The sequence below is a fragment of the Halomonas sp. 72 genome, from assembly GCF_052379785.1.
In the GTDB taxonomy this organism is placed as follows: domain Bacteria; phylum Pseudomonadota; class Gammaproteobacteria; order Pseudomonadales; family Halomonadaceae; genus Vreelandella; species Vreelandella citrativorans.
On the sequence record NZ_JBQSYY010000004.1, the window covers coordinates 1 to 16,355 of the forward strand.

Consider the following 16,355-nt stretch of genomic DNA (forward strand, 5'->3'; position numbering starts at 1 on the left):
GAATGGTAACGTATGGCAATTTACCAATATGAGCTCAGCAATGCTTCATTTCGTAAGCAACAACGGGTTTTTTCATCACCAAGCATCGGTCGACCGACTGCTTTCTTGAGCCATAGTCACAAAGATAACCAGCAAGCATTAGGCCTTCAGCAAATGCTCATTGAACAAGGGTGGGATATCTACATCGATTGGCAAGACCAAAAGATGCCGGAACGCCCTGATGCAGAAACCGCAAGGCGAATCAAGAATGCCATTGTGCATGCCAATTGGTTCCTTTTCCTGGCTACTGAGAACTCCATGTCATCACGATGGTGCCCTTGGGAGATTGGTTACGCTGATGGAAAGAAGAATCTCAATAACATCGTCATCGTTCCTACCGTCGACTCATCAGGTCGTCATCATGGCAATGAATATTTACAGCTTTATTCCCGTATCGACACCACACCAAACGGAGCATTAGCCCTATACGACCTTCAAGGGCACAGTCGTTGGCTGAGAAATATCTGATTATGCCTTACAAAAACCTGACGGGAAGCTCAGAATGAAACGTGATCAGTTACGGCTCGTTGACACCCTTTCAAAAGAGCTAGAAGAAGGAAATCTGGCTATTTTTGCGGGTGCAGGCTTTTCAAGAGCAGCAGGTTATGTCGACTGGAAGTCATTGCTCAAGCCAATAGCTGATGAGCTTGATTTAGACGTCGATAAAGAATGGGATCTAGTTACGTTGGCGCAATACCACACAAACGTCAATGCGACCAACCGAGCAAAACTCAATCAGCTACTGGTGACTGAGTTCTCAATGACGGCGGAGCCCACTGAAAACCACGCGATTCTGGCAAGGCTGCCTATTCCGACCTACTGGACAACCAATTATGATCGTTTGATCGAAACGGCGCTTGAAAAAAACGAAAAGATAGCTGACATCAAACATACCAATAAGCAATTGGCAACGACACGGCCGAAACGTGATGCAATTGTTTATAAGATGCATGGTGACATCGAGCATGCCGCTGACGCGGTGTTGACTCGCGATGACTATGAGCGTTACCACGTCAATATGCAGCCGTTCATTACAGCTTTAAGCGGTGACTTGGTTTCTAAAACCTTCCTCTTTCTCGGCTTCAGCTTCACCGACCCTAATCTAGAATATATTCTTAGCCGCGTCAGGATTCAGTTTACTCGAGATCAACGACAGCACTACTGCATCCTGAGAAGAGCTAGCAAGGGAGAGAATGAAGACCTTGCTGACTTCGAGTATCGCCAACGTAAGGAAGAGCTTTTCACAGGAGAGCTGCTCCGTGTAGGGATCAAAGCCGTTTATGTTGATGAGTTTTCTGAAATTACTGACATTCTGCGTGCCATCGAGCATCGCCACAAAAGAAATACAATCTTTATCTCTGGTGCTGCTCATGACTATAACCCGTGGTGCAAGGCTGAATCAGAGCAATTCGTTTATCATCTGAGCAGGGCCATTTGCAAAGAACAGTACCGAGTGATCTCAGGGTTTGGCCTCGGTATAGGTAGCGCAATCATCACTGGCGTGCTTGAACAAACTGTTATGAATGGTGGCCGTCTCGACAACGACCAGTTAATTCTTAGGCCCTTTCCACAAAGCAAGACTGGGGAAAGGCCTCTGAAGGAACTGTGGACAGAATATCGACGCAATATGCTCGCTCATGCAGGCGTTGCTATTTTTATGTTTGGCAATAAGCTGGAAAATGGCGAGTTAATCCTTTCTGACGGAATGCGTGAAGAATTCGATATCGCTGTAGCGAAAGGCGTTTTTGTAATTCCTGTAGGTATTACAGGCTCGATGTCGAAATTACTGTGGAATGAGGTTATGAAGTCTTATCAAGAATCTCAGCACGAGAATGGTAAAAAGATTACACCCTTGTTGGGTGAACTAGGCGATAAATCTACATCACTTGAACGCGCTCAAGAAGTCATCCTCCTCCTCTTACGGCTCATCTAAGGTGTCCCCATGGCTAGAAAGGTTTTCTTTAGTTTCCAGTACGACGACGTTCTGAGAGCGATGAATGTCCGTAACAGTAACGTGATCAATGCCAACCCTAAAGTTGGATTCATCGACAAAGCAGAGTTCGAGAAGTTAGAGCGCACAGGTGATAGCACGGTAAAAGCATGGATAGATGCCCAGCTTATCGGTACGACTGTGACAGTCGTACTTATAGGTGCCAATACTGATAAAAGTAAATGGGTAAAATACGAAATAGAGAAAAGTATCAAACGGGGCAACGGATTGTTGACTATAGATATTAGTAAAATCCCAGATTTCAATAAACAAACAAGTGACTTCTGCGGCATGAAGATCCAAGGATACAAGCACTACCGCTGGAATACAGATAATGGTCGTGAAAACCTTGGAGTATGGGTTGAAGAAGCCGCCAAGGCTGCTGGAAAACCTTGAGCGATATTTAAGCGACCACACCTTTGAGCTAATTAACGAAGATGAATTCTGATGCCCCGCCTGAAATCATACAGGCTACCAGGGGACCTATTCACCAAGCGATCCTGCGTTTGAACCCTTGTTTTAGCGGAAAAATGTCACGTGCTAACTGCTCGAATTATCCTGAATCGGATCAGGTGTCTTTGCCATCCATCAGAATAAGCTGAAGTACCACTGGCTTAGTTGCTGCCAATTGGGTTAGTGGCACACATATCGCCAATCGTTTTTAGTTTCATTGCATAACGGATTGTTGTAAGCCATTGCTTACAAACGCTGTGGTCAATCGCTTACATAAAAATGGCTTGATAAAGGCTAGGGTGAAAGTGTGACGCCCAGGATCGCCGCTTTAGCACGTCGAATGCGTCACAACAGGGATGTGATTATTGGTAGTGAAAAGAGGTAGGAGTGCCAGGGATGGCAGCTCTTTTCTAGGTTTTGGCCACTGCTAGCTCTTCCCAGCGTGTGGTGTAGCGTGGTGTACGGTGCTCGCAACGCAATTCCCAAGCATTCTGTTTGCGAGGCATGCCAATCCGGACGGTATTTTTTCCGTGTTCGCGATTGAGCTTATCGAGCGTGGCCATCAATTTTTCATTACGAGCACGTTTCTCGTCACTGATCGGTTCGGCGAGCAGCCCTAGTTGTTCATTGTCGTGATCGCACAAATCAATGAGCATAATCCCGCATTTTTGGTACCAGATGTCTTTTTTAAAAATTCTTTCTAGCCCTGCCATGGCAGCTTTGATGAGCTCGCGGCTATCATCGGTGGGGTGAGGTAGCGGTATTACTAACCGTTTACTGTAGCTCGGCAGATCTTGCCGAAAGCGATTGGTGTGAACAAACACCATCAATGCTTACCATGCTTCACTAAAAGCCTGAGAAATTTGACTCCCCATCATGTATGAGTGACGCCAAAAGCAACCTAATTCACGCTCTGCCGATAAAGCGGGAGGAAGCTCCATCACTGCTAAATGATCCGGTAAATGTACATCTCTTACCCAGCCATACGGCAATAATGCATGACCATAACCTGCGGCAACTAAAGCCATTCGATGCTCAACACCAAGGCCATATGTACGAGTCAAGCCGGAGCTTAATAATTTACTTAAGCCTTCAGTAATTAGCGATGGAACAAAATCATCCTCGCTAAGTGGTAGTAATCCAGGCTCACAGAGCATAAGAGGATGGAGTTCAGGCTGAAGTTTATCGGCTCGCACTAGTAAGACAAAGTGTTCCTTGAATAAGCTTGTATATGCCATCCCCTCAGGAACCGACTGTGCTGCACTAATTAGCAAATCAATTTCACGGTTCTGTAAACGCCGTAACAGACCTTGATGCTTGCCACTAACCAACTCGACTTTAGTTTTACCTGAACGGTGAGCACAAATCTGGATAATCCGTAACAAGTTATCCGGTGCCAGTGAGGAAATCACTCCAATACGTAAGGTTTGCCCAAAGGGAAGAGCTAAGCCATCATCACGTAACCCCTCAAGCCGAGTCACGCCTTCTAAAATTACGGCGATTAAGTCTAAAACTTCCTTTCCAAAGGCAGTGGGTGTTATTTTACTCCCCCTTTCAAAAATGGGCTGTCCGAGAATTTCCTCTACTTTTTTTACTTGATAAGACAAGCCCGAGGTCGAAATACCCATGTCTATGGCCGCATAACGAAAACTACGTTTCATTGCGACGGCCTCAACTAAAAGCAAGTCACGCACAGACACTGCTGCTAGCTTGTTCGAAATTACTTCACGCACCGTCATAAAACATTCGATTCCAATTGATGAAACACTGGCTATAATATTTTTAATCAAAATCATAGTCAATCTCATTCTCAATTGGAGAGGTTATGACCTCAATACCCCGTTGCTTTGCCGTGCTAGTAGCGACAACTTTGTTATCAGGTAACTTGTCAGCGCAAGAATTTAACTTTACTGATGTAACCGGACAGGAAATTAAGTTAGAAGCCCCTCCTAGACGTATCATTACTCTGCCCAATCCAGCTGCAGCTACCTTCATCGCAATAGATGGTTCTACCGAGCTGTTAGTGGGTATGAATGAGGGCTCTAAACGAGCCTTTGAGAGCGGTATGATGAGCGTTATGTTTCCTGAAGCTGTTGATATCTCCAGTGACATTTTGTCGGAAAACGGTGGTTGGATGCCCAACGTAGAGGCCATCGCAGAACTTAAACCGGATTTAGTCATCCAGTGGGGTGAGCGCGGCGATGATATCGTAGCTCCACTTCGCAATGCAGGTTTGCCCGTTGCTCTAATGGTAGGCGGTGGCAATGCGGGTACAGAAGAGCTGGCCCGAGCCAATATGAAAATGGTGGCTGATATCACGGGTAATACTGAAAAACTGTCAAAGCTTATTGATTGGCGTGACCGTGTACAAAGTGAAATTACTACTGGTTTAAAACAAGTAGGCTTTCATGCAACACCAAGCATTTTGCATTTGCGCTCTGCCAAATCCAAGTTGACTGCTACTGGTGAGAAAAGTTATCAACAAACCTTCATCGAGCTGGTTGGCGCTAAAAATGTAGCTCAAGGAGCTGGCGTACAAAGCACTGTTAGCGTGGAACAGATTCTTGAATGGAACCCAGATATTATCTTACTTTCCGCAGCAGAGACGGATGCTGGATTAGAAGCGATATACGACGACCCATTACTTTCTCGCTTAAATGCCGCCGTACAAAAACGCGTTTATAAGACACCTCAAGGTGGATATATCTGGGATAGTGCTTCCCATGAAAGCCCCTACACATGGATGTGGCTGGCCAATCTTACTCATCCCGATATTTTCTCTTTTGACCTACGTCACGAATTAAAAGAAGGCTTCAAATTACTTTATAACTTTGACCTATCGGATGAGCAGATAGATCGAATTCTGCGTATTGCTATGAACGGCGACAGTCACGGTTATCAAGTGTTTCGTAAACAATGAACACATATACGCGATCGATTCACTCGTCCTCAGAAATGGTTGAGCCAGTTACCCTGAGCACTTGGCGTGCTAGTCATTGGCCTCTTTTGTCCCTACTGCTTATAGCGACTGTGCTAATCGGGCTATCAGTAGGTCGATACAGCGTAGCGCTAGATGAGATTGTAGCCATCCTATATGCAGCCTTACGAGGTGATAACTCACAGCATATGGATGCGTTGGTGATCTTGAATGTACGCTTGCCGCGCATATTATTGGCAGGAGTATGTGGGGCTGGGCTTGCCATCTGCGGGGTAGCCTTACAAACCTTATTTCGTAACCCTCTCGTTTCACCTAAAGTGCTAGGTTTATCCTCAGGTTCAGCATTAGGAGGATCACTGGCAATTTTGGCTGGAGTAGGGGGGCCGCTACTGATGGGGGCTACGTTTGTATCAGCATTTGCTGCTCTGTTTTTAGTAGTGCTGATTTCAAATATGGCGGGTCGTACTTTGATGACTATTGTGCTTGCTGGAATTGTTATTGATGCTTTATTTGCAGCAGGTATTTCGTTAGTTCAATATGCCGCGGATCCAGAAACGAGTTTACCTGCCATCGTCTTTTGGCTGATGGGAAGCTTTGCAACGGCGAGTTGGGAAAAATTTGCACAAACTGCTCCTATACTCATTGCCAGCATTTACCTACTGAATAGAATGCGCTATCGCATTGCTGTACTCGCTATGGGTGACGACGAAGCTAAGTCGTTTGGCATCCATGTTGCACGCTCCCGGATGATCGTCTTCGCGTTGATTTCTATCATTATCGGCGCCTGCGTAACCGCATCGGGCGTAGTGGGGTGGGTAGGACTCGTAATCCCACACTTTGCTCGTATGTTAGTAGGCGAAGATCACCGCCGGCTCTATTTCACGAGTCTTATGCTGGGTGCCACTTTCATGATTTTGACTGATACGTTGGCTCGTAGTTTAACTGCTGCAGAGATTCCTTTAGGCGTACTCACAGCTCTAGTTGGCGCCCCCGTCTTTGTGTACTTACTATGCACTCGTCGACGTGAAAGGGCTTAATCATGCAAACCGTCTTTACCTCTCATCTCAGTTTAACTGGAGCGTGCGTACGTTTTAGTGAACGTGTGATTTTTCAGGATTTAAGTTTTAACGTACAAAAGGGCGAAACGTTGGCCATTTTGGGCCCAAACGGACGCGGTAAGACTACGTTGCTAAAAGCTCTATTAGGCTCACAACGTTTAGATCAAGGACAACGGCAGGTACCCCACCTCATCGGCTATGTACCTCAATACCAATACGGTAGTGAAAACCATTGTTGCCTCGATGTGGTACTCATGGCACGAGCCGCCTTGCTTCCCATGTTCAGCCTTCCTTCACAGCGGGATCGTAAGCTAGCTCTTGAAGCATTGGAAAAAGTAGGCGGAGGGCATTTTGCTTATCGTTTATATGGCTCTCTATCCGGCGGCGAGCGCCAATTAGTGTTGCTTGCTCGTGCTTTAGCTACTGGTGCTGAGGTACTCATACTTGATGAGCCGGCTTCAGCTTTAGATTTAGCTAATCAGGACTTATTGCTTAACGTCTTATTCGAGTTACGCCGAGTACGTAGCCATTCGGTCGTTTTTACCACTCACCATCCGCAACACGCTCTGCATCTCGCAGACAAAGTACTGCTGATGCACACCAACGATCAGATTAAATTTGGTCCAGCTGATGAGCTGTTAACCGAGTCTGAGTTATCCCGTTTATACAACGTCAGACTACGCCGTCTAATGGTGCAAACGGGAGAACATTTTCAAAGCACAATCTGCCCGGTTTTTGGAATACGTGAACCGGATCAAGATATGCCCATTTCTTATCCTCTAAACAAAGGTAAATACAATGAGTAACGATACAATCTCCTATCTGGAAAATGGACATGAATTTACAGTCCACTTTGATGAGTTATTAAAATACCACGGTGCCGGTTATCCGGGTGGTGTAGCCCACGGGCTAAAAGTTATGCAGCGAGCCTGGCCCTTGCTAGATAATGGTCGTTTGCCTGAACGACGTGAAATTCGCTGTGTCACAGCCTTTGGAGGCCCAGGGGGTAGAGATGCGATTGAGTTTGTTACCCGCGGTCTTACTGAGGGTCGCTACATTGTTGATAACTCAGTAGGGCTCGAAGAAGAAGAGTCCCCCGGTGGTCGTTATTACTTCCGTTTCGAGTACCGTGGCACCGCTGTTGAAATCACCATCCGTCCCGGACACGTACGCCCCGAGTTCATTCAGTTAGCACGCAAGAAAGACCGCTCACCAGAAGAAGAGATCATTTTGGCTGAAATGAAGCTCGAAATGGGAGAACGCTTGTTAGTCCAGCCCGCAGAAGATATTTACAACGCTACCGTATTATCGTAATAAGTCATAGCCATGAGTCAAGAACGTCAAACTTGGCTCGGGCTACTTGCCCGAGCTAACCGAGATTATCTGGAAAATATCTGGGCTACTTACAATCCGGGTGTGCCTATACAAAAACTCGCTGGCCCTGAAACGGGGTTGGTGCAGCTCAATACACAAGCTTGTAAGGCCTCAGTGTCATTTCAGTTTGGTGAGGCTTCTTGTACTCGCTGCGTAATCGCTATTGGGAAAATTCAAGGTTACGCAGTACATTTGGGCTCCGATCTACGCAAAGCGGAGTTAGCGGCCTATCTAGACGCCTTTCTACAAACGGCCCCCTCCCACCAACGTGAGCTGGTGCTGCACCCTATACGCCAACAGTTAGAGCTAAAAAAGGCTGAGAGGGAGCAGCTGACGGCTGCTACTTCTGTACGTTTCTACACCACACAAAAAACTTAGAATCATGAAAATACCTTTACGATCTGAGCACAGACATGACGATGAGTTACATCGGCAGACGCGTACTTATCGGCGACTACTGCATGCCTTTGGTTACCCAATGCGCATACAGCAACTAGAAGAGCGTGCTATTCATTGCATCGTTGACTGCCTTCTAGACAGCCAAACGACGGTAGCTATTGAGGTGGAAAATAAGGAATTAACAAGCCGTATTTTGAATACAGGCGCAACCTTGAGCCAAACTCCCGAATGGGTTTTTGCAGGTTCTCAACGGCATCACTTACAACATATTCCAGCAGGAAGCCGTGAGGCGCCTGAAAGTGGGGCAACCCTTGTCATGGAAATAGCCGCCATATCACCTACAAACGGGGGGCTTGCTATACGAGCCACCGGTGCAGGACTCAACAAACCACACACTTTATATTTTTCAGGGTTACATCAAAATGTAGTCATTGATCATATTGCTTTTCGTGCCGATTACCCGCGTGGAGTGGACCTACTACTATGCGCTGACACGCAGCTGGTTGTATTACCACGTCACTTAACTTTGGAGATCATTTAATGTACGTACCAGTAAAGGGTGGTGAACAAGCAATTGCTGCTTCCCGTATAGCCGTAGAACGGAGTCGCCGAGGCGACGACACAATCCCCGAGATTGAAATTAATCAAATCATGGCACAAATGTCGTTAGCTCTTGATCGGATCATGAGTGAGGGGGGCTTATACGATCGACGTTTTGCTGCTATTGCCTTTAAGCAAGCTCAGGGAGACATTGCCGAAGCGGTATTTCTCGTACGTGCTCATCGCGCGCAATTAGCCAATTTTGGCTCAAGCCAAAACATAGATCTAAAAACAATGCATTACAGTCGCCACATTTCCGCCACGCAAAAAGAGTTGGCTGGAGGGCAAATTTTAGGCGCCACTTACGACTACACCCACCGCTTACTGAATATGGATTTAGAACACTCTCGCCCTCAGTGCGAGTTACCTAAATCAGTGATAACAGCTCCCTCATCGCCCTCTAGCTCTGAGCCACTGTACGCAGATCTTATCCGCACCGAAATATCTAAAGCTCCGATAGACATTACGCGAACTGTTTTGCCTTCTTTACCTGATCCTTGCGAGCGTCTCGCTCATCTCGCTCGTGGCGAAGAAGGCTACTTAACTGGATTAGCTTACGAGAGTTTGCGTAAAGCCTCAACGAGTCATCCCTATGTAGCGCAATTAATGAGAGGGAGCGTTGAAATATTCGTAGAGCTGGAAGACCTCAATTTAACCGTATCCATTGGTGAGGTTGAGTTAACTGCCTGCACTACTGTGGCTCCAAATTTTAGCTCATCTCCACATTTAGAAGCGGGTTTTGGTATTGCTTTTGGAGCTAACGAGCGTAAAGCCGTCGCCATGGCAATCGTAGATCAGCACTTTAAAATTGAGGGTGCTACCAGTGATGCACTCATGCATACCGACGGAGTCGCTGCATCCGGCTATGTCAGCCATTTGAAATTACCTCATTACTCTGACTTTGATGCTGATTTAGCGCGTTTACGCCGAGTTCAGGCTAAGGAGGAAATATGAATTATGCCTACCTTGATCTACCGTCCAAACAAGAAATACGTCGTAAAACCCTAAAAGCACTCTGTCTACCTGGACGTCAAATACCTTTCTCAGCTCCTGAGCTACCCATTGCCTATGGTTGGGGGGTAGGAGGCATGGCTATTACCGCTGCCTTATTAGAACCGAATGACACGTTAAAGGTAGTCGATCATGGTTCGGATGATACCGTTAATGCCCTGAATATCGCGGATTTTTTTACTAAAACGGCAAACATATCAATTACGACAACAAGCTCAAAGGCTACTCTCATTCAAACGCGTCAGCGAGTCCCTGAAAGCCCGTTGCGGGAAGAGCAAATTGTGGTGTACCAAGTTCCTCGACCTGACCCTCTACGTGGATTTATTAATGATGCGGCCGAAGCACTGACACGGCACGCACATCATGATTACGGTGTCGTGTTAAGCGCTCTATTTGAAACATGGTTGCAACAAGATGAGGCGTGCTTAGGATACGACCACCCTGTGATTGTTAATGATGGGGTCTTAATGTCACCGTCGCCTATTCCTGCTATGGATAACCCCCGCATGGCGATGATGCCTGCTATTCAGATTTTTGGCGCCGCACGCGAGCGACGAATTTATGCATTGCCTGCCTATACACCCTTAGCAAACTTAGCTTTTGTTGACCTGCCTGCTAGCCTGAAAAAAGTCGATACAGCATGTTGTATCTGCGGCTCATCTATTCATTATTTGGATAATATTGGTACGTCAAACACCCCCCATTGGGTATGTTCCGACTCCGAAGCATGCAAGGAGCGCGCTCATGTTTAGCTTGCCAGATCCCGTGCTGACAGCACAGGCTATCTCACTTGAAATAGCTGGGCACCGTATTTTGTCGGATTGTCACCTCAAGCTTTATCCTTCCGAGGTTCTCGCTTTAGTCGGCCCCTCAGGTGCTGGAAAATCAAGTCTTCTGAATATACTTGCTGGACGACAGCTATCTAACAACTGTCAGGCTCTTTCCCTTTTAGGCCAGGATTTACTACGTACTAGTCTTTATCAAACTAACCTTTTACGTCGGCGGGCGTGTGGCTATGTGGCTCAGGATGCCAGCACAACCCTAAACCTGAGACAAAGTGCCGCCACTAATATCGTACGTCGTCTTTTTGATTTAGGTGACAACCGTGCGGTTGATGCACTCAAACAAGCACAAAAATGGGGCCAGCGACTTGGTTTATGTCCAGAACGATTACATGAGCCAGTGAAGAACTTTTCGGGAGGGATGCGCCAACGCGTACAAATCGCTGCGGCCATGATCCATCAGCCGAGCATTTTATTTTTAGATGAACCCACTGCTGGTCTCGACTCAGTCGCTCAAGCAGATTTTTTAGATGTGCTCTCTAATTTGAGAAACCAAACACAGACTGCCATGGTGTTTGTGACTCATGACTTACGTCTAGCTCGACTCATTGCTGATCGGGCCATCGTGATGGATCAAGGCCGCATCGTCAGCGAATCCATTATGGATCGTTTGCTTACTGAGCCTGAGCATCTCATCGCCCAAGCTCTTGTTAAGGCAATGATTTAATGAATAAACCAACTGTGATTTTGCAGTATGAAGGCAATGGCATACATCATGGGCCACTTCGCATAACGGCACAAACAGGGCAGATCGTACAGATCTGGGGAGCGTCAGGCTCAGGAAAATCGACTTTGCTCTCACGAATTTGGGGAAGTCGAAGCTTAGGAACGGCACACTTGTGCATACGAACCCACGATCAGCAGTTCACACCAAGCACAATGACACCCGCCCACTTTGCATTTCTACGCTCACGATTAATGTCGTACGTAGGGCAACATCCTACCGTACTACCTCGCGAAAAACTTGTGGATTGGTTTGCTCTAGTCCCCACAAAGACAGTACTCGACGGACTAAGACTGCTGGACCTCTCTCCTAGCTTACTCTCTCGCTATGCCTGTGATGTCTCTGGTGGTGAACTACAGCGTTTTATGTTGCTTCACGCTTATTTTTCTTCTCCTCCAATCTTACTTTTAGATGAGCCCTGTACAGGATTGGATCCAGAGCGTAGTCATCAGGTGAGCACGCTTTTATTACAGGCTAAAGCCGCTCAGAAACTGGTTATTTACACCAGTCATACGAGTGCCAGTTGGGTGGATCAGTCAATCTCTTTAGACGGTTAAACCGTCTACATTTAATTTAACCTGGAAAAGTACTCATAATGAAAAAAATTTTATTGGGATCTGCGTTGAGTGTAGGTTGCCTAAACTTCGTTCATGCCGATACCTCAGTCACACTGGTAATCCCCCCACCAAACCGTAGTGCTTTAAAGTAGAATTTCTCGCAAAGGAAATTCAATGAAAAAGTCTCCCGCTTTGGCTGAGTGAGCGGCTTATTAATGCCTACGCCATACAACATTTAATAAAAAAGAGGAGGGCCAAAAAGAAAAAAAATCTCACGGCAGTGTAAAAACAAACTCAAAAAGATAAATCAGGGAGTAAACATGTTGTTGAACAACAAAAAATGCCATGGCATTTCTACATTGGCACTAGTAGCAGGTTTAGGGTTTTCAGGAACCACACAGGCATTCAATGTGTATGAAGACGGAGAAACTTACTTTGACCTATATGGCCGTATACACTTGACGTTAAACAACGATGACGGTAACGACTATATTAGTGAAGAAGGTTCACGCCTTGGCTTTAAAGCTGGACATAGGATAAATCCTAAGCTAGAGGGTTTTATAAGAGCCGAGTTTAGATTCACCGCTAATGATCGTGACGAGGCACGGCCTAACGTCATTGATGATATAAGGAACACATATGTAGGGCTACGATTTGAAGACGTCGGAGCCGTAAAGGTTGGTAACTTTGACTCCATCTATTATCAGAACATATCCAAGGTTATCAATGTAAGAAATACTGTGGATTGGCGAGCCTTGGCAAAAGGTGGTGCCCGCGCCCGTGGAAACTCTATCTCTTTTGAATCCCAAAGTTTCGATGGCTTCAGCCTGGGTGTCGCTGGAAAGCTCGATCCAGAAGATGAAGATGCAGGTGAAGAAGAAACACTTAACCTAATGGGATATGTAGCCTATGAAACAGGCCCGGTACGTTTTGCCGCTGGCTATGATGAAGCAGAAGGTGATGATGATGCTCTACTCGGGGCAAGCGTAACCTACAAAATATCTCCACAGCTAAGTGTCGGTGCGTTATTTGAAGAGCAGGGAGATATTCGTCATTATGGTATAGCACCCGTTTTTAGTTACTCAGAAGGCAAAATATACGGGAACGTCAGCTATATGGAAAATAGTGACATGAATTTGAGTGACGTCCAATACGTTGCGGGTGGCAGCTACCGGCTTAGTGATCCAATGTTTGTATATTTAGAATATGCTAGCAGTACAGATAGGGAGATCAATGCGATTGATAAGGATTGGTGGGCTTTAGGGGTTCGATACGATTTCTAAGTTTCACAGAGCCCATTAATACAGGTCTACACAGCACCCCGAAAGTTGAACTTGTCCTGCCCGGGAAGATCGAACACCTGCTTCTCGGATTTGGGACCGAACAGCTGCTTTTTGAACCAGTCCAGTTGATGCGTCAGCTGACGAATCGCTTCTGCCTGGGCTCCCAACTGCTCCCGCAACACGGCATTCTCCTCGGCCAGAGCCGAGTAGGAAGGTGCATTGGAAGAAGGAGCGGAAGCGGTTGAATTCATGGCCGATATTATATCGAAAGTCGGCCTTCTATACCTCTCGAAAACGCTTGAACTGGCGATATTTCTGCACCTCGATGCCATCGATCAGCAGTTGCAGATCCGTCAGGGTCAGGGCTCGCTGCCCGGAGGCGGATAACGGCACCCGGAACTGGCCCTGCTCCAGGCGCTTGGCCCACAGGCAATAACCGGTGGCGGTGAAGTACAGCATCTTCATCTGGGTCTTGCGACGATTGACGAAGACGAAATACTGGCCACTGAGCGGGTCGTGCTTCAACTGATTCCGAACCAGGGCGCTCAGGCCCCGGAAGGATTTGCGCATGTCTGTGGGTTCGGTACATAGCCAGATGCGCGCCTGGCTATCGAGCCCGATCATCCGTTCTGGCTCAGCCGTAGCTCGACGCCGTTACCCAGGCTGAGCACAATATTCCAGCCTAAGCCGGATGATGGCGACGTGCCCATCAGTGACGACAAATCGAGAAAGCTGGCTTCTCCAGAGTCTGTCGAATTATCGGTCGGCTGATCGGACAGGCGCTTTCGCCAGTTGCAGAAGCTGGAATAGCCAATGTTCTCTTGTTTACAAAACTGCGAAGCTGACAGACCACTGTCACGATGCTGGTCAACCAGGGCCTGCCACTGTTCCGGGGTGCGGTGCTTTCTCATGGGGGTAACCTCGTGTGGGCAAATGTGAGGTTACTGTAGGGCGAATGTCAGCCGGGCGGCAGGACGTCTTAGAATGAACGCTTACGCTGGCTGAGCAAATCGGGTTGGATCACAAAAATACATCAAGCACCCGCTGCTGAGTTTTTTTTCCAGCTGAGCCCTGTAGTACGTCCACTTTTTATTGAGTTCGAAAAAAATCGTTTTAAGGGGATGGTGAATCAAACGATTTCTAATCTTACTGAACCGCAGCGAAATTTTTTGGAGCTTTTTTGGCAAGAGCCGATAATTCATGGCACAAGGGAAAGCCAAAATTCAATGCCTTACAAAATCTACCATGCTGGCTTGGGATTAGTCACTGTACTTGGACTTTCAAAATCAGAATGGCGAGAAGGTGGACACCTGTGCGAGCGATTTGCACTTAATAACTATGCAAAGTCGAGATTGGAAGATGAGGTTTATGGTATTCCTCCTGTTCGGATTGAAGTTGATCTGAACCTCGAATATGTAGAAGGTCCCGGTTCCTCAGGTGGTGGAGCGCGAGGTCGGATTTAACAATCACAGGCATCAGTATTGACCACTAGAGCGAATAGCCAATTTGATGCGAATAAAAAAATGGCAAAGGTGTGGCAGCCTGTCAGCGATAACAAATGGTTATCATGCGAATTATCATAGGGCTCACATTGGCCAAGCTCTACACCTTACATTCCTATTTGCGCTTCAAGCTTTTTTACATGGTACCGCACAGTTCCCGTGCTCATAGGCTGCATACGGCTTCTGCCAGCAAAGATAAAAGCCTCAGGGTCGATTCCCAACTGATCTACCTTCATTAAATGAGGCAGCGGCCCGAGGAGCTCGTAGCGCTCATCATCCACAGTAATGAACACCTTTCGGCTGGATTGCACAACGTGTGCACAGCGAAGCATAAGTACCTTTTTTAATGGCAACTGATAAAGCATTGAAATTGCTGCAGGCATTAAAGCTTTAGCTTCGCGCTCGTTCGGTGTTGAAACAAGCTTTTCCATTACTGCCTTAATTTTTTTAACGTGTTGCTTATTGCTTATCCCTTTATTTTTTTTCTCAGGTAACACGAGATTAACGGCGTATTTATCTTTGGCAAAGGTTCTGAAAACAGCTAAGGAAGCACAATGCCCTGGCTTTTTCTTAGCATGAGATACGATAGCTTCTTCGGGAAGTTCCTGAATGGAAGATACCTTGGCTGACATCAATAGCTCTATAGCTGCTCGCAGATAGTTCCTAACAGTCAAAGGTTTGATTGGTGTCTCTTTGTAAGTAACTCTCTCACTCAATTCTTTTGCATAGTCGACGACCTCACGATGCCAAGGCTGCTTCTCATAACATTGCAAAATATCATTAATCCTCTTATTTTCAATCGCTTGCTCTTTCTCTTCGTTATCCCACTCTATGCCTAGTTTTTCTACTAAGAAATTCACCACATGAAAAGAACGGCGAAGCTTTTCAGCTCCAAATAAATTGAATAAGTGTTGCTGATCAATATCTCTGACGGACAAAGTATTCCGTTCGAGTATGACCAAAAAACGCGCATAACTATCTATTCGCGTCGTCATATTTCCCGCTTGCCTAGGAAGCCTTTCCCAAGAGCAAAACTCAAGAAATAGCGCTCTACACCAAGAAGCTTCAAATAACTCAAGGTTCAGCATTATTCGTCGGTCTAAACGGCGTTTTAAAGAACAGTCTTGGCAAGGGGCGTTGCCACCACCGGGAGTATCTGCTCCACAGTCAGGACATGAGTGAGTTTTTGGATATGGCCCGCTGCAATCTCTACAAACAGCTCGTCCTTCAACATCATATTGATGGAGCTGACGATATTTCCGACAAACCGAGCAGGTTACAAATGCGCAGGCCTTCCTTTCGCATGCCTGGCAGATAATCTCTGAAAGTTCACCATTAGTGATGCGTGAATATCTGCTAGAAAGACATCCACAACGGGAACAGGTATGTTCCTCTCGCCCATGCGGAGCGCAGCTTTTGCAAAACGCAGCGTGACCAATAAGATAACCGGCTCTCGGCAGCGGCTTATCGCAGCGCGCGCAGACACGGTGCAGCCTGAGGCACTCACCGCAGACCGGGTTCTCTTCATACTTATGGGCTCGCACTGACTCGCCGCATTTAGTGCAAGTCTTCTTCTTAAACTCAC

At 46.6% G+C, this 16,355-nt stretch carries 21 protein-coding genes; 15 read left to right on the forward strand and 6 right to left on the reverse strand.

Annotated features, from left to right (window positions below):
• Nucleotides 1-12 precede the first annotated feature (12 nt).
• The 3 genes from ACT3T6_RS05415 to ACT3T6_RS05425 are packed head-to-tail and all read left to right on the forward strand — an operon-like array spanning nucleotide 13 to nucleotide 2,425.
• Complete coding sequence (locus tag ACT3T6_RS05415) at nucleotides 13-507, forward strand: toll/interleukin-1 receptor domain-containing protein (RefSeq protein ID WP_096277120.1); 495 nt, start codon at nucleotides 13-15, stop codon at nucleotides 505-507.
• 34 nt (nucleotides 508-541) lie between these two features.
• Complete coding sequence (locus ACT3T6_RS05420; RefSeq protein ID WP_192526915.1) at nucleotides 542-1,972, forward strand: SIR2 family protein; 1,431 nt, start codon at nucleotides 542-544, stop codon at nucleotides 1,970-1,972.
• Between the two features lie 9 nt (nucleotides 1,973-1,981).
• Nucleotides 1,982-2,425, forward strand: a complete 444-nt coding sequence (locus ACT3T6_RS05425) for a TIR domain-containing protein (protein WP_096277114.1) — start codon at nucleotides 1,982-1,984, stop codon at nucleotides 2,423-2,425.
• A gap of 467 nt (nucleotides 2,426-2,892) precedes the next feature.
• Here ACT3T6_RS05425 and ACT3T6_RS05430 read toward each other — a convergent pair whose 3' ends face one another.
• Both ACT3T6_RS05430 and ACT3T6_RS05435 read right to left on the reverse strand, forming a co-directional pair.
• Entirely contained in the window at nucleotides 2,893-3,309 is a 417-nt protein-coding gene (locus ACT3T6_RS05430) for a DUF4113 domain-containing protein (RefSeq protein ID WP_192526914.1), read from the reverse strand.
• A gap of 6 nt (nucleotides 3,310-3,315) precedes the next feature.
• A complete protein-coding gene (locus tag ACT3T6_RS05435; protein WP_225733714.1) occupies nucleotides 3,316-4,278 on the reverse strand; it encodes a LysR family transcriptional regulator in 963 nt (320 codons plus the stop codon).
• A 29-nt stretch (nucleotides 4,279-4,307) separates the two neighbouring features.
• Between ACT3T6_RS05435 and ACT3T6_RS05440 the strand changes: the two genes are divergently transcribed.
• From ACT3T6_RS05440 to ACT3T6_RS05490, 11 genes are all read left to right on the forward strand, one after another.
• The gene (locus ACT3T6_RS05440) at nucleotides 4,308-5,402 is read left to right on the forward strand and encodes an ABC transporter substrate-binding protein (protein WP_096277102.1); all 1,095 of its coding nucleotides are present in this window, start codon (nucleotides 4,308-4,310) and stop codon (nucleotides 5,400-5,402) included.
• 35 nt (nucleotides 5,403-5,437) lie between these two features.
• On the forward strand, nucleotides 5,438-6,457 hold the full coding sequence (locus ACT3T6_RS05445; protein ID WP_226913506.1) for a FecCD family ABC transporter permease: 1,020 nt from the start codon (nucleotides 5,438-5,440) through the stop codon (nucleotides 6,455-6,457).
• A 2-nt stretch (nucleotides 6,458-6,459) separates the two neighbouring features.
• Nucleotides 6,460-7,284 carry an ABC transporter ATP-binding protein gene (locus tag ACT3T6_RS05450; protein WP_016239116.1) on the forward strand — a complete coding sequence of 275 codons (825 nt, stop codon included), beginning with the start codon at nucleotides 6,460-6,462 and terminating at the stop codon, nucleotides 7,282-7,284.
• The gene (locus ACT3T6_RS05455) at nucleotides 7,277-7,792 is read left to right on the forward strand and encodes a hypothetical protein (RefSeq protein ID WP_019282989.1); all 516 of its coding nucleotides are present in this window, start codon (nucleotides 7,277-7,279) and stop codon (nucleotides 7,790-7,792) included. Before ACT3T6_RS05450 ends, ACT3T6_RS05455 begins: the two co-directional genes overlap by 8 nt.
• Nucleotides 7,793-7,804: 12 nt before the next feature.
• Nucleotides 7,805-8,230 (forward strand): phosphonate C-P lyase system protein PhnG, encoded by a 426-nt coding sequence (gene phnG, locus ACT3T6_RS05460; RefSeq protein WP_081194694.1) that lies wholly within the window; start codon nucleotides 7,805-7,807, stop codon nucleotides 8,228-8,230.
• Between the two features lie 4 nt (nucleotides 8,231-8,234).
• A complete protein-coding gene (phnH, locus tag ACT3T6_RS05465) occupies nucleotides 8,235-8,792 on the forward strand; it encodes a phosphonate C-P lyase system protein PhnH (protein ID WP_048766753.1) in 558 nt (185 codons plus the stop codon).
• Nucleotides 8,792-9,805 carry a carbon-phosphorus lyase complex subunit PhnI gene (locus tag ACT3T6_RS05470; RefSeq protein WP_016239120.1) on the forward strand — a complete coding sequence of 338 codons (1,014 nt, stop codon included), beginning with the start codon at nucleotides 8,792-8,794 and terminating at the stop codon, nucleotides 9,803-9,805. The genes phnH and ACT3T6_RS05470 overlap by 1 nt, the downstream gene beginning before the upstream one ends.
• Nucleotides 9,802-10,614: an alpha-D-ribose 1-methylphosphonate 5-phosphate C-P-lyase PhnJ gene (locus ACT3T6_RS05475; RefSeq protein ID WP_048766754.1), complete on the forward strand. Its 813-nt coding sequence runs from the start codon at nucleotides 9,802-9,804 to the stop codon at nucleotides 10,612-10,614. Before ACT3T6_RS05470 ends, ACT3T6_RS05475 begins: the two co-directional genes overlap by 4 nt.
• Nucleotides 10,607-11,371 carry an ATP-binding cassette domain-containing protein gene (locus ACT3T6_RS05480; protein WP_016239122.1) on the forward strand — a complete coding sequence of 255 codons (765 nt, stop codon included), beginning with the start codon at nucleotides 10,607-10,609 and terminating at the stop codon, nucleotides 11,369-11,371. Before ACT3T6_RS05475 ends, ACT3T6_RS05480 begins: the two co-directional genes overlap by 8 nt.
• Nucleotides 11,371-11,985, forward strand: coding sequence for an ATP-binding cassette domain-containing protein (locus ACT3T6_RS05485; protein ID WP_016239123.1), 615 nt, complete (start codon nucleotides 11,371-11,373; stop codon nucleotides 11,983-11,985). Before ACT3T6_RS05480 ends, ACT3T6_RS05485 begins: the two co-directional genes overlap by 1 nt.
• Nucleotides 11,986-12,305: 320 nt before the next feature.
• Complete coding sequence (locus ACT3T6_RS05490) at nucleotides 12,306-13,268, forward strand: porin (protein ID WP_086961201.1); 963 nt, start codon at nucleotides 12,306-12,308, stop codon at nucleotides 13,266-13,268.
• Between the two features lie 26 nt (nucleotides 13,269-13,294).
• On the opposite strand, the gene ACT3T6_RS05495 is transcribed toward ACT3T6_RS05490, so the two are convergent.
• From ACT3T6_RS05495 to tnpA, 3 genes are read right to left on the reverse strand one after another with little or no spacing between them, the layout of a single operon-like run.
• Entirely contained in the window at nucleotides 13,295-13,519 is a 225-nt protein-coding gene (locus tag ACT3T6_RS05495) for a transposase (RefSeq protein WP_226913503.1), read from the reverse strand.
• A gap of 28 nt (nucleotides 13,520-13,547) precedes the next feature.
• Complete coding sequence (gene tnpB / locus ACT3T6_RS05500) at nucleotides 13,548-13,892, reverse strand: IS66 family insertion sequence element accessory protein TnpB (protein ID WP_192526912.1); 345 nt, start codon at nucleotides 13,890-13,892, stop codon at nucleotides 13,548-13,550.
• Entirely contained in the window at nucleotides 13,889-14,179 is a 291-nt protein-coding gene (gene tnpA, locus ACT3T6_RS05505; RefSeq protein WP_022519766.1) for an IS66 family insertion sequence element accessory protein TnpA, read from the reverse strand. The genes tnpB and tnpA overlap by 4 nt, the downstream gene beginning before the upstream one ends.
• A 213-nt stretch (nucleotides 14,180-14,392) precedes the next feature.
• On the opposite strand from tnpA, the gene ACT3T6_RS05510 reads away from it, so the two are divergent.
• Complete coding sequence (locus ACT3T6_RS05510; protein WP_141393021.1) at nucleotides 14,393-14,731, forward strand: hypothetical protein; 339 nt, start codon at nucleotides 14,393-14,395, stop codon at nucleotides 14,729-14,731.
• Between the two features lie 146 nt (nucleotides 14,732-14,877).
• Here the strand turns inward: ACT3T6_RS05510 and ACT3T6_RS05515 are convergent, their stop codons facing one another.
• Nucleotides 14,878-15,765 carry a hypothetical protein gene (locus ACT3T6_RS05515; protein ID WP_096277095.1) on the reverse strand — a complete coding sequence of 296 codons (888 nt, stop codon included), beginning with the start codon at nucleotides 15,763-15,765 and terminating at the stop codon, nucleotides 14,878-14,880.
• Nucleotides 15,766-16,355 lie beyond the last annotated feature (590 nt).

Excerpts from the sequence above, each read along its gene's own strand:
- ACT3T6_RS05415 (WP_096277120.1), top strand. The coding sequence starts at position 13 with ATGGCAATTTACCAATATGAGCTCAGCAATGCTTCATTTCGTAAGCAA.
- ACT3T6_RS05420 (WP_192526915.1), top strand. The coding sequence starts at position 542 with ATGAAACGTGATCAGTTACGGCTCGTTGACACCCTTTCAAAAGAGCTA.
- ACT3T6_RS05425 (WP_096277114.1), top strand. The coding sequence starts at position 1,982 with ATGGCTAGAAAGGTTTTCTTTAGTTTCCAGTACGACGACGTTCTGAGA.
- ACT3T6_RS05430 (WP_192526914.1), bottom strand. The coding sequence starts at position 3,309 with ATGGTGTTTGTTCACACCAATCGCTTTCGGCAAGATCTGCCGAGCTAC.
- ACT3T6_RS05435 (WP_225733714.1), bottom strand. The coding sequence starts at position 4,278 with ATGATTTTGATTAAAAATATTATAGCCAGTGTTTCATCAATTGGAATC.
- ACT3T6_RS05440 (WP_096277102.1), top strand. The coding sequence starts at position 4,308 with ATGACCTCAATACCCCGTTGCTTTGCCGTGCTAGTAGCGACAACTTTG.
- ACT3T6_RS05445 (WP_226913506.1), top strand. The coding sequence starts at position 5,438 with ATGGTTGAGCCAGTTACCCTGAGCACTTGGCGTGCTAGTCATTGGCCT.
- ACT3T6_RS05450 (WP_016239116.1), top strand. The coding sequence starts at position 6,460 with ATGCAAACCGTCTTTACCTCTCATCTCAGTTTAACTGGAGCGTGCGTA.
- ACT3T6_RS05455 (WP_019282989.1), top strand. The coding sequence starts at position 7,277 with ATGAGTAACGATACAATCTCCTATCTGGAAAATGGACATGAATTTACA.
- phnG (WP_081194694.1), top strand. The coding sequence starts at position 7,805 with ATGAGTCAAGAACGTCAAACTTGGCTCGGGCTACTTGCCCGAGCTAAC.
- phnH (WP_048766753.1), top strand. The coding sequence starts at position 8,235 with ATGAAAATACCTTTACGATCTGAGCACAGACATGACGATGAGTTACAT.
- ACT3T6_RS05470 (WP_016239120.1), top strand. The coding sequence starts at position 8,792 with ATGTACGTACCAGTAAAGGGTGGTGAACAAGCAATTGCTGCTTCCCGT.
- ACT3T6_RS05475 (WP_048766754.1), top strand. The coding sequence starts at position 9,802 with ATGAATTATGCCTACCTTGATCTACCGTCCAAACAAGAAATACGTCGT.
- ACT3T6_RS05480 (WP_016239122.1), top strand. The coding sequence starts at position 10,607 with ATGTTTAGCTTGCCAGATCCCGTGCTGACAGCACAGGCTATCTCACTT.
- ACT3T6_RS05485 (WP_016239123.1), top strand. The coding sequence starts at position 11,371 with ATGAATAAACCAACTGTGATTTTGCAGTATGAAGGCAATGGCATACAT.
- ACT3T6_RS05490 (WP_086961201.1), top strand. The coding sequence starts at position 12,306 with ATGTTGTTGAACAACAAAAAATGCCATGGCATTTCTACATTGGCACTA.
- ACT3T6_RS05495 (WP_226913503.1), bottom strand. The coding sequence starts at position 13,519 with ATGAATTCAACCGCTTCCGCTCCTTCTTCCAATGCACCTTCCTACTCG.
- tnpB (WP_192526912.1), bottom strand. The coding sequence starts at position 13,892 with ATGATCGGGCTCGATAGCCAGGCGCGCATCTGGCTATGTACCGAACCC.
- tnpA (WP_022519766.1), bottom strand. The coding sequence starts at position 14,179 with ATGAGAAAGCACCGCACCCCGGAACAGTGGCAGGCCCTGGTTGACCAG.
- ACT3T6_RS05515 (WP_096277095.1), bottom strand. The coding sequence starts at position 15,765 with ATGACGACGCGAATAGATAGTTATGCGCGTTTTTTGGTCATACTCGAA.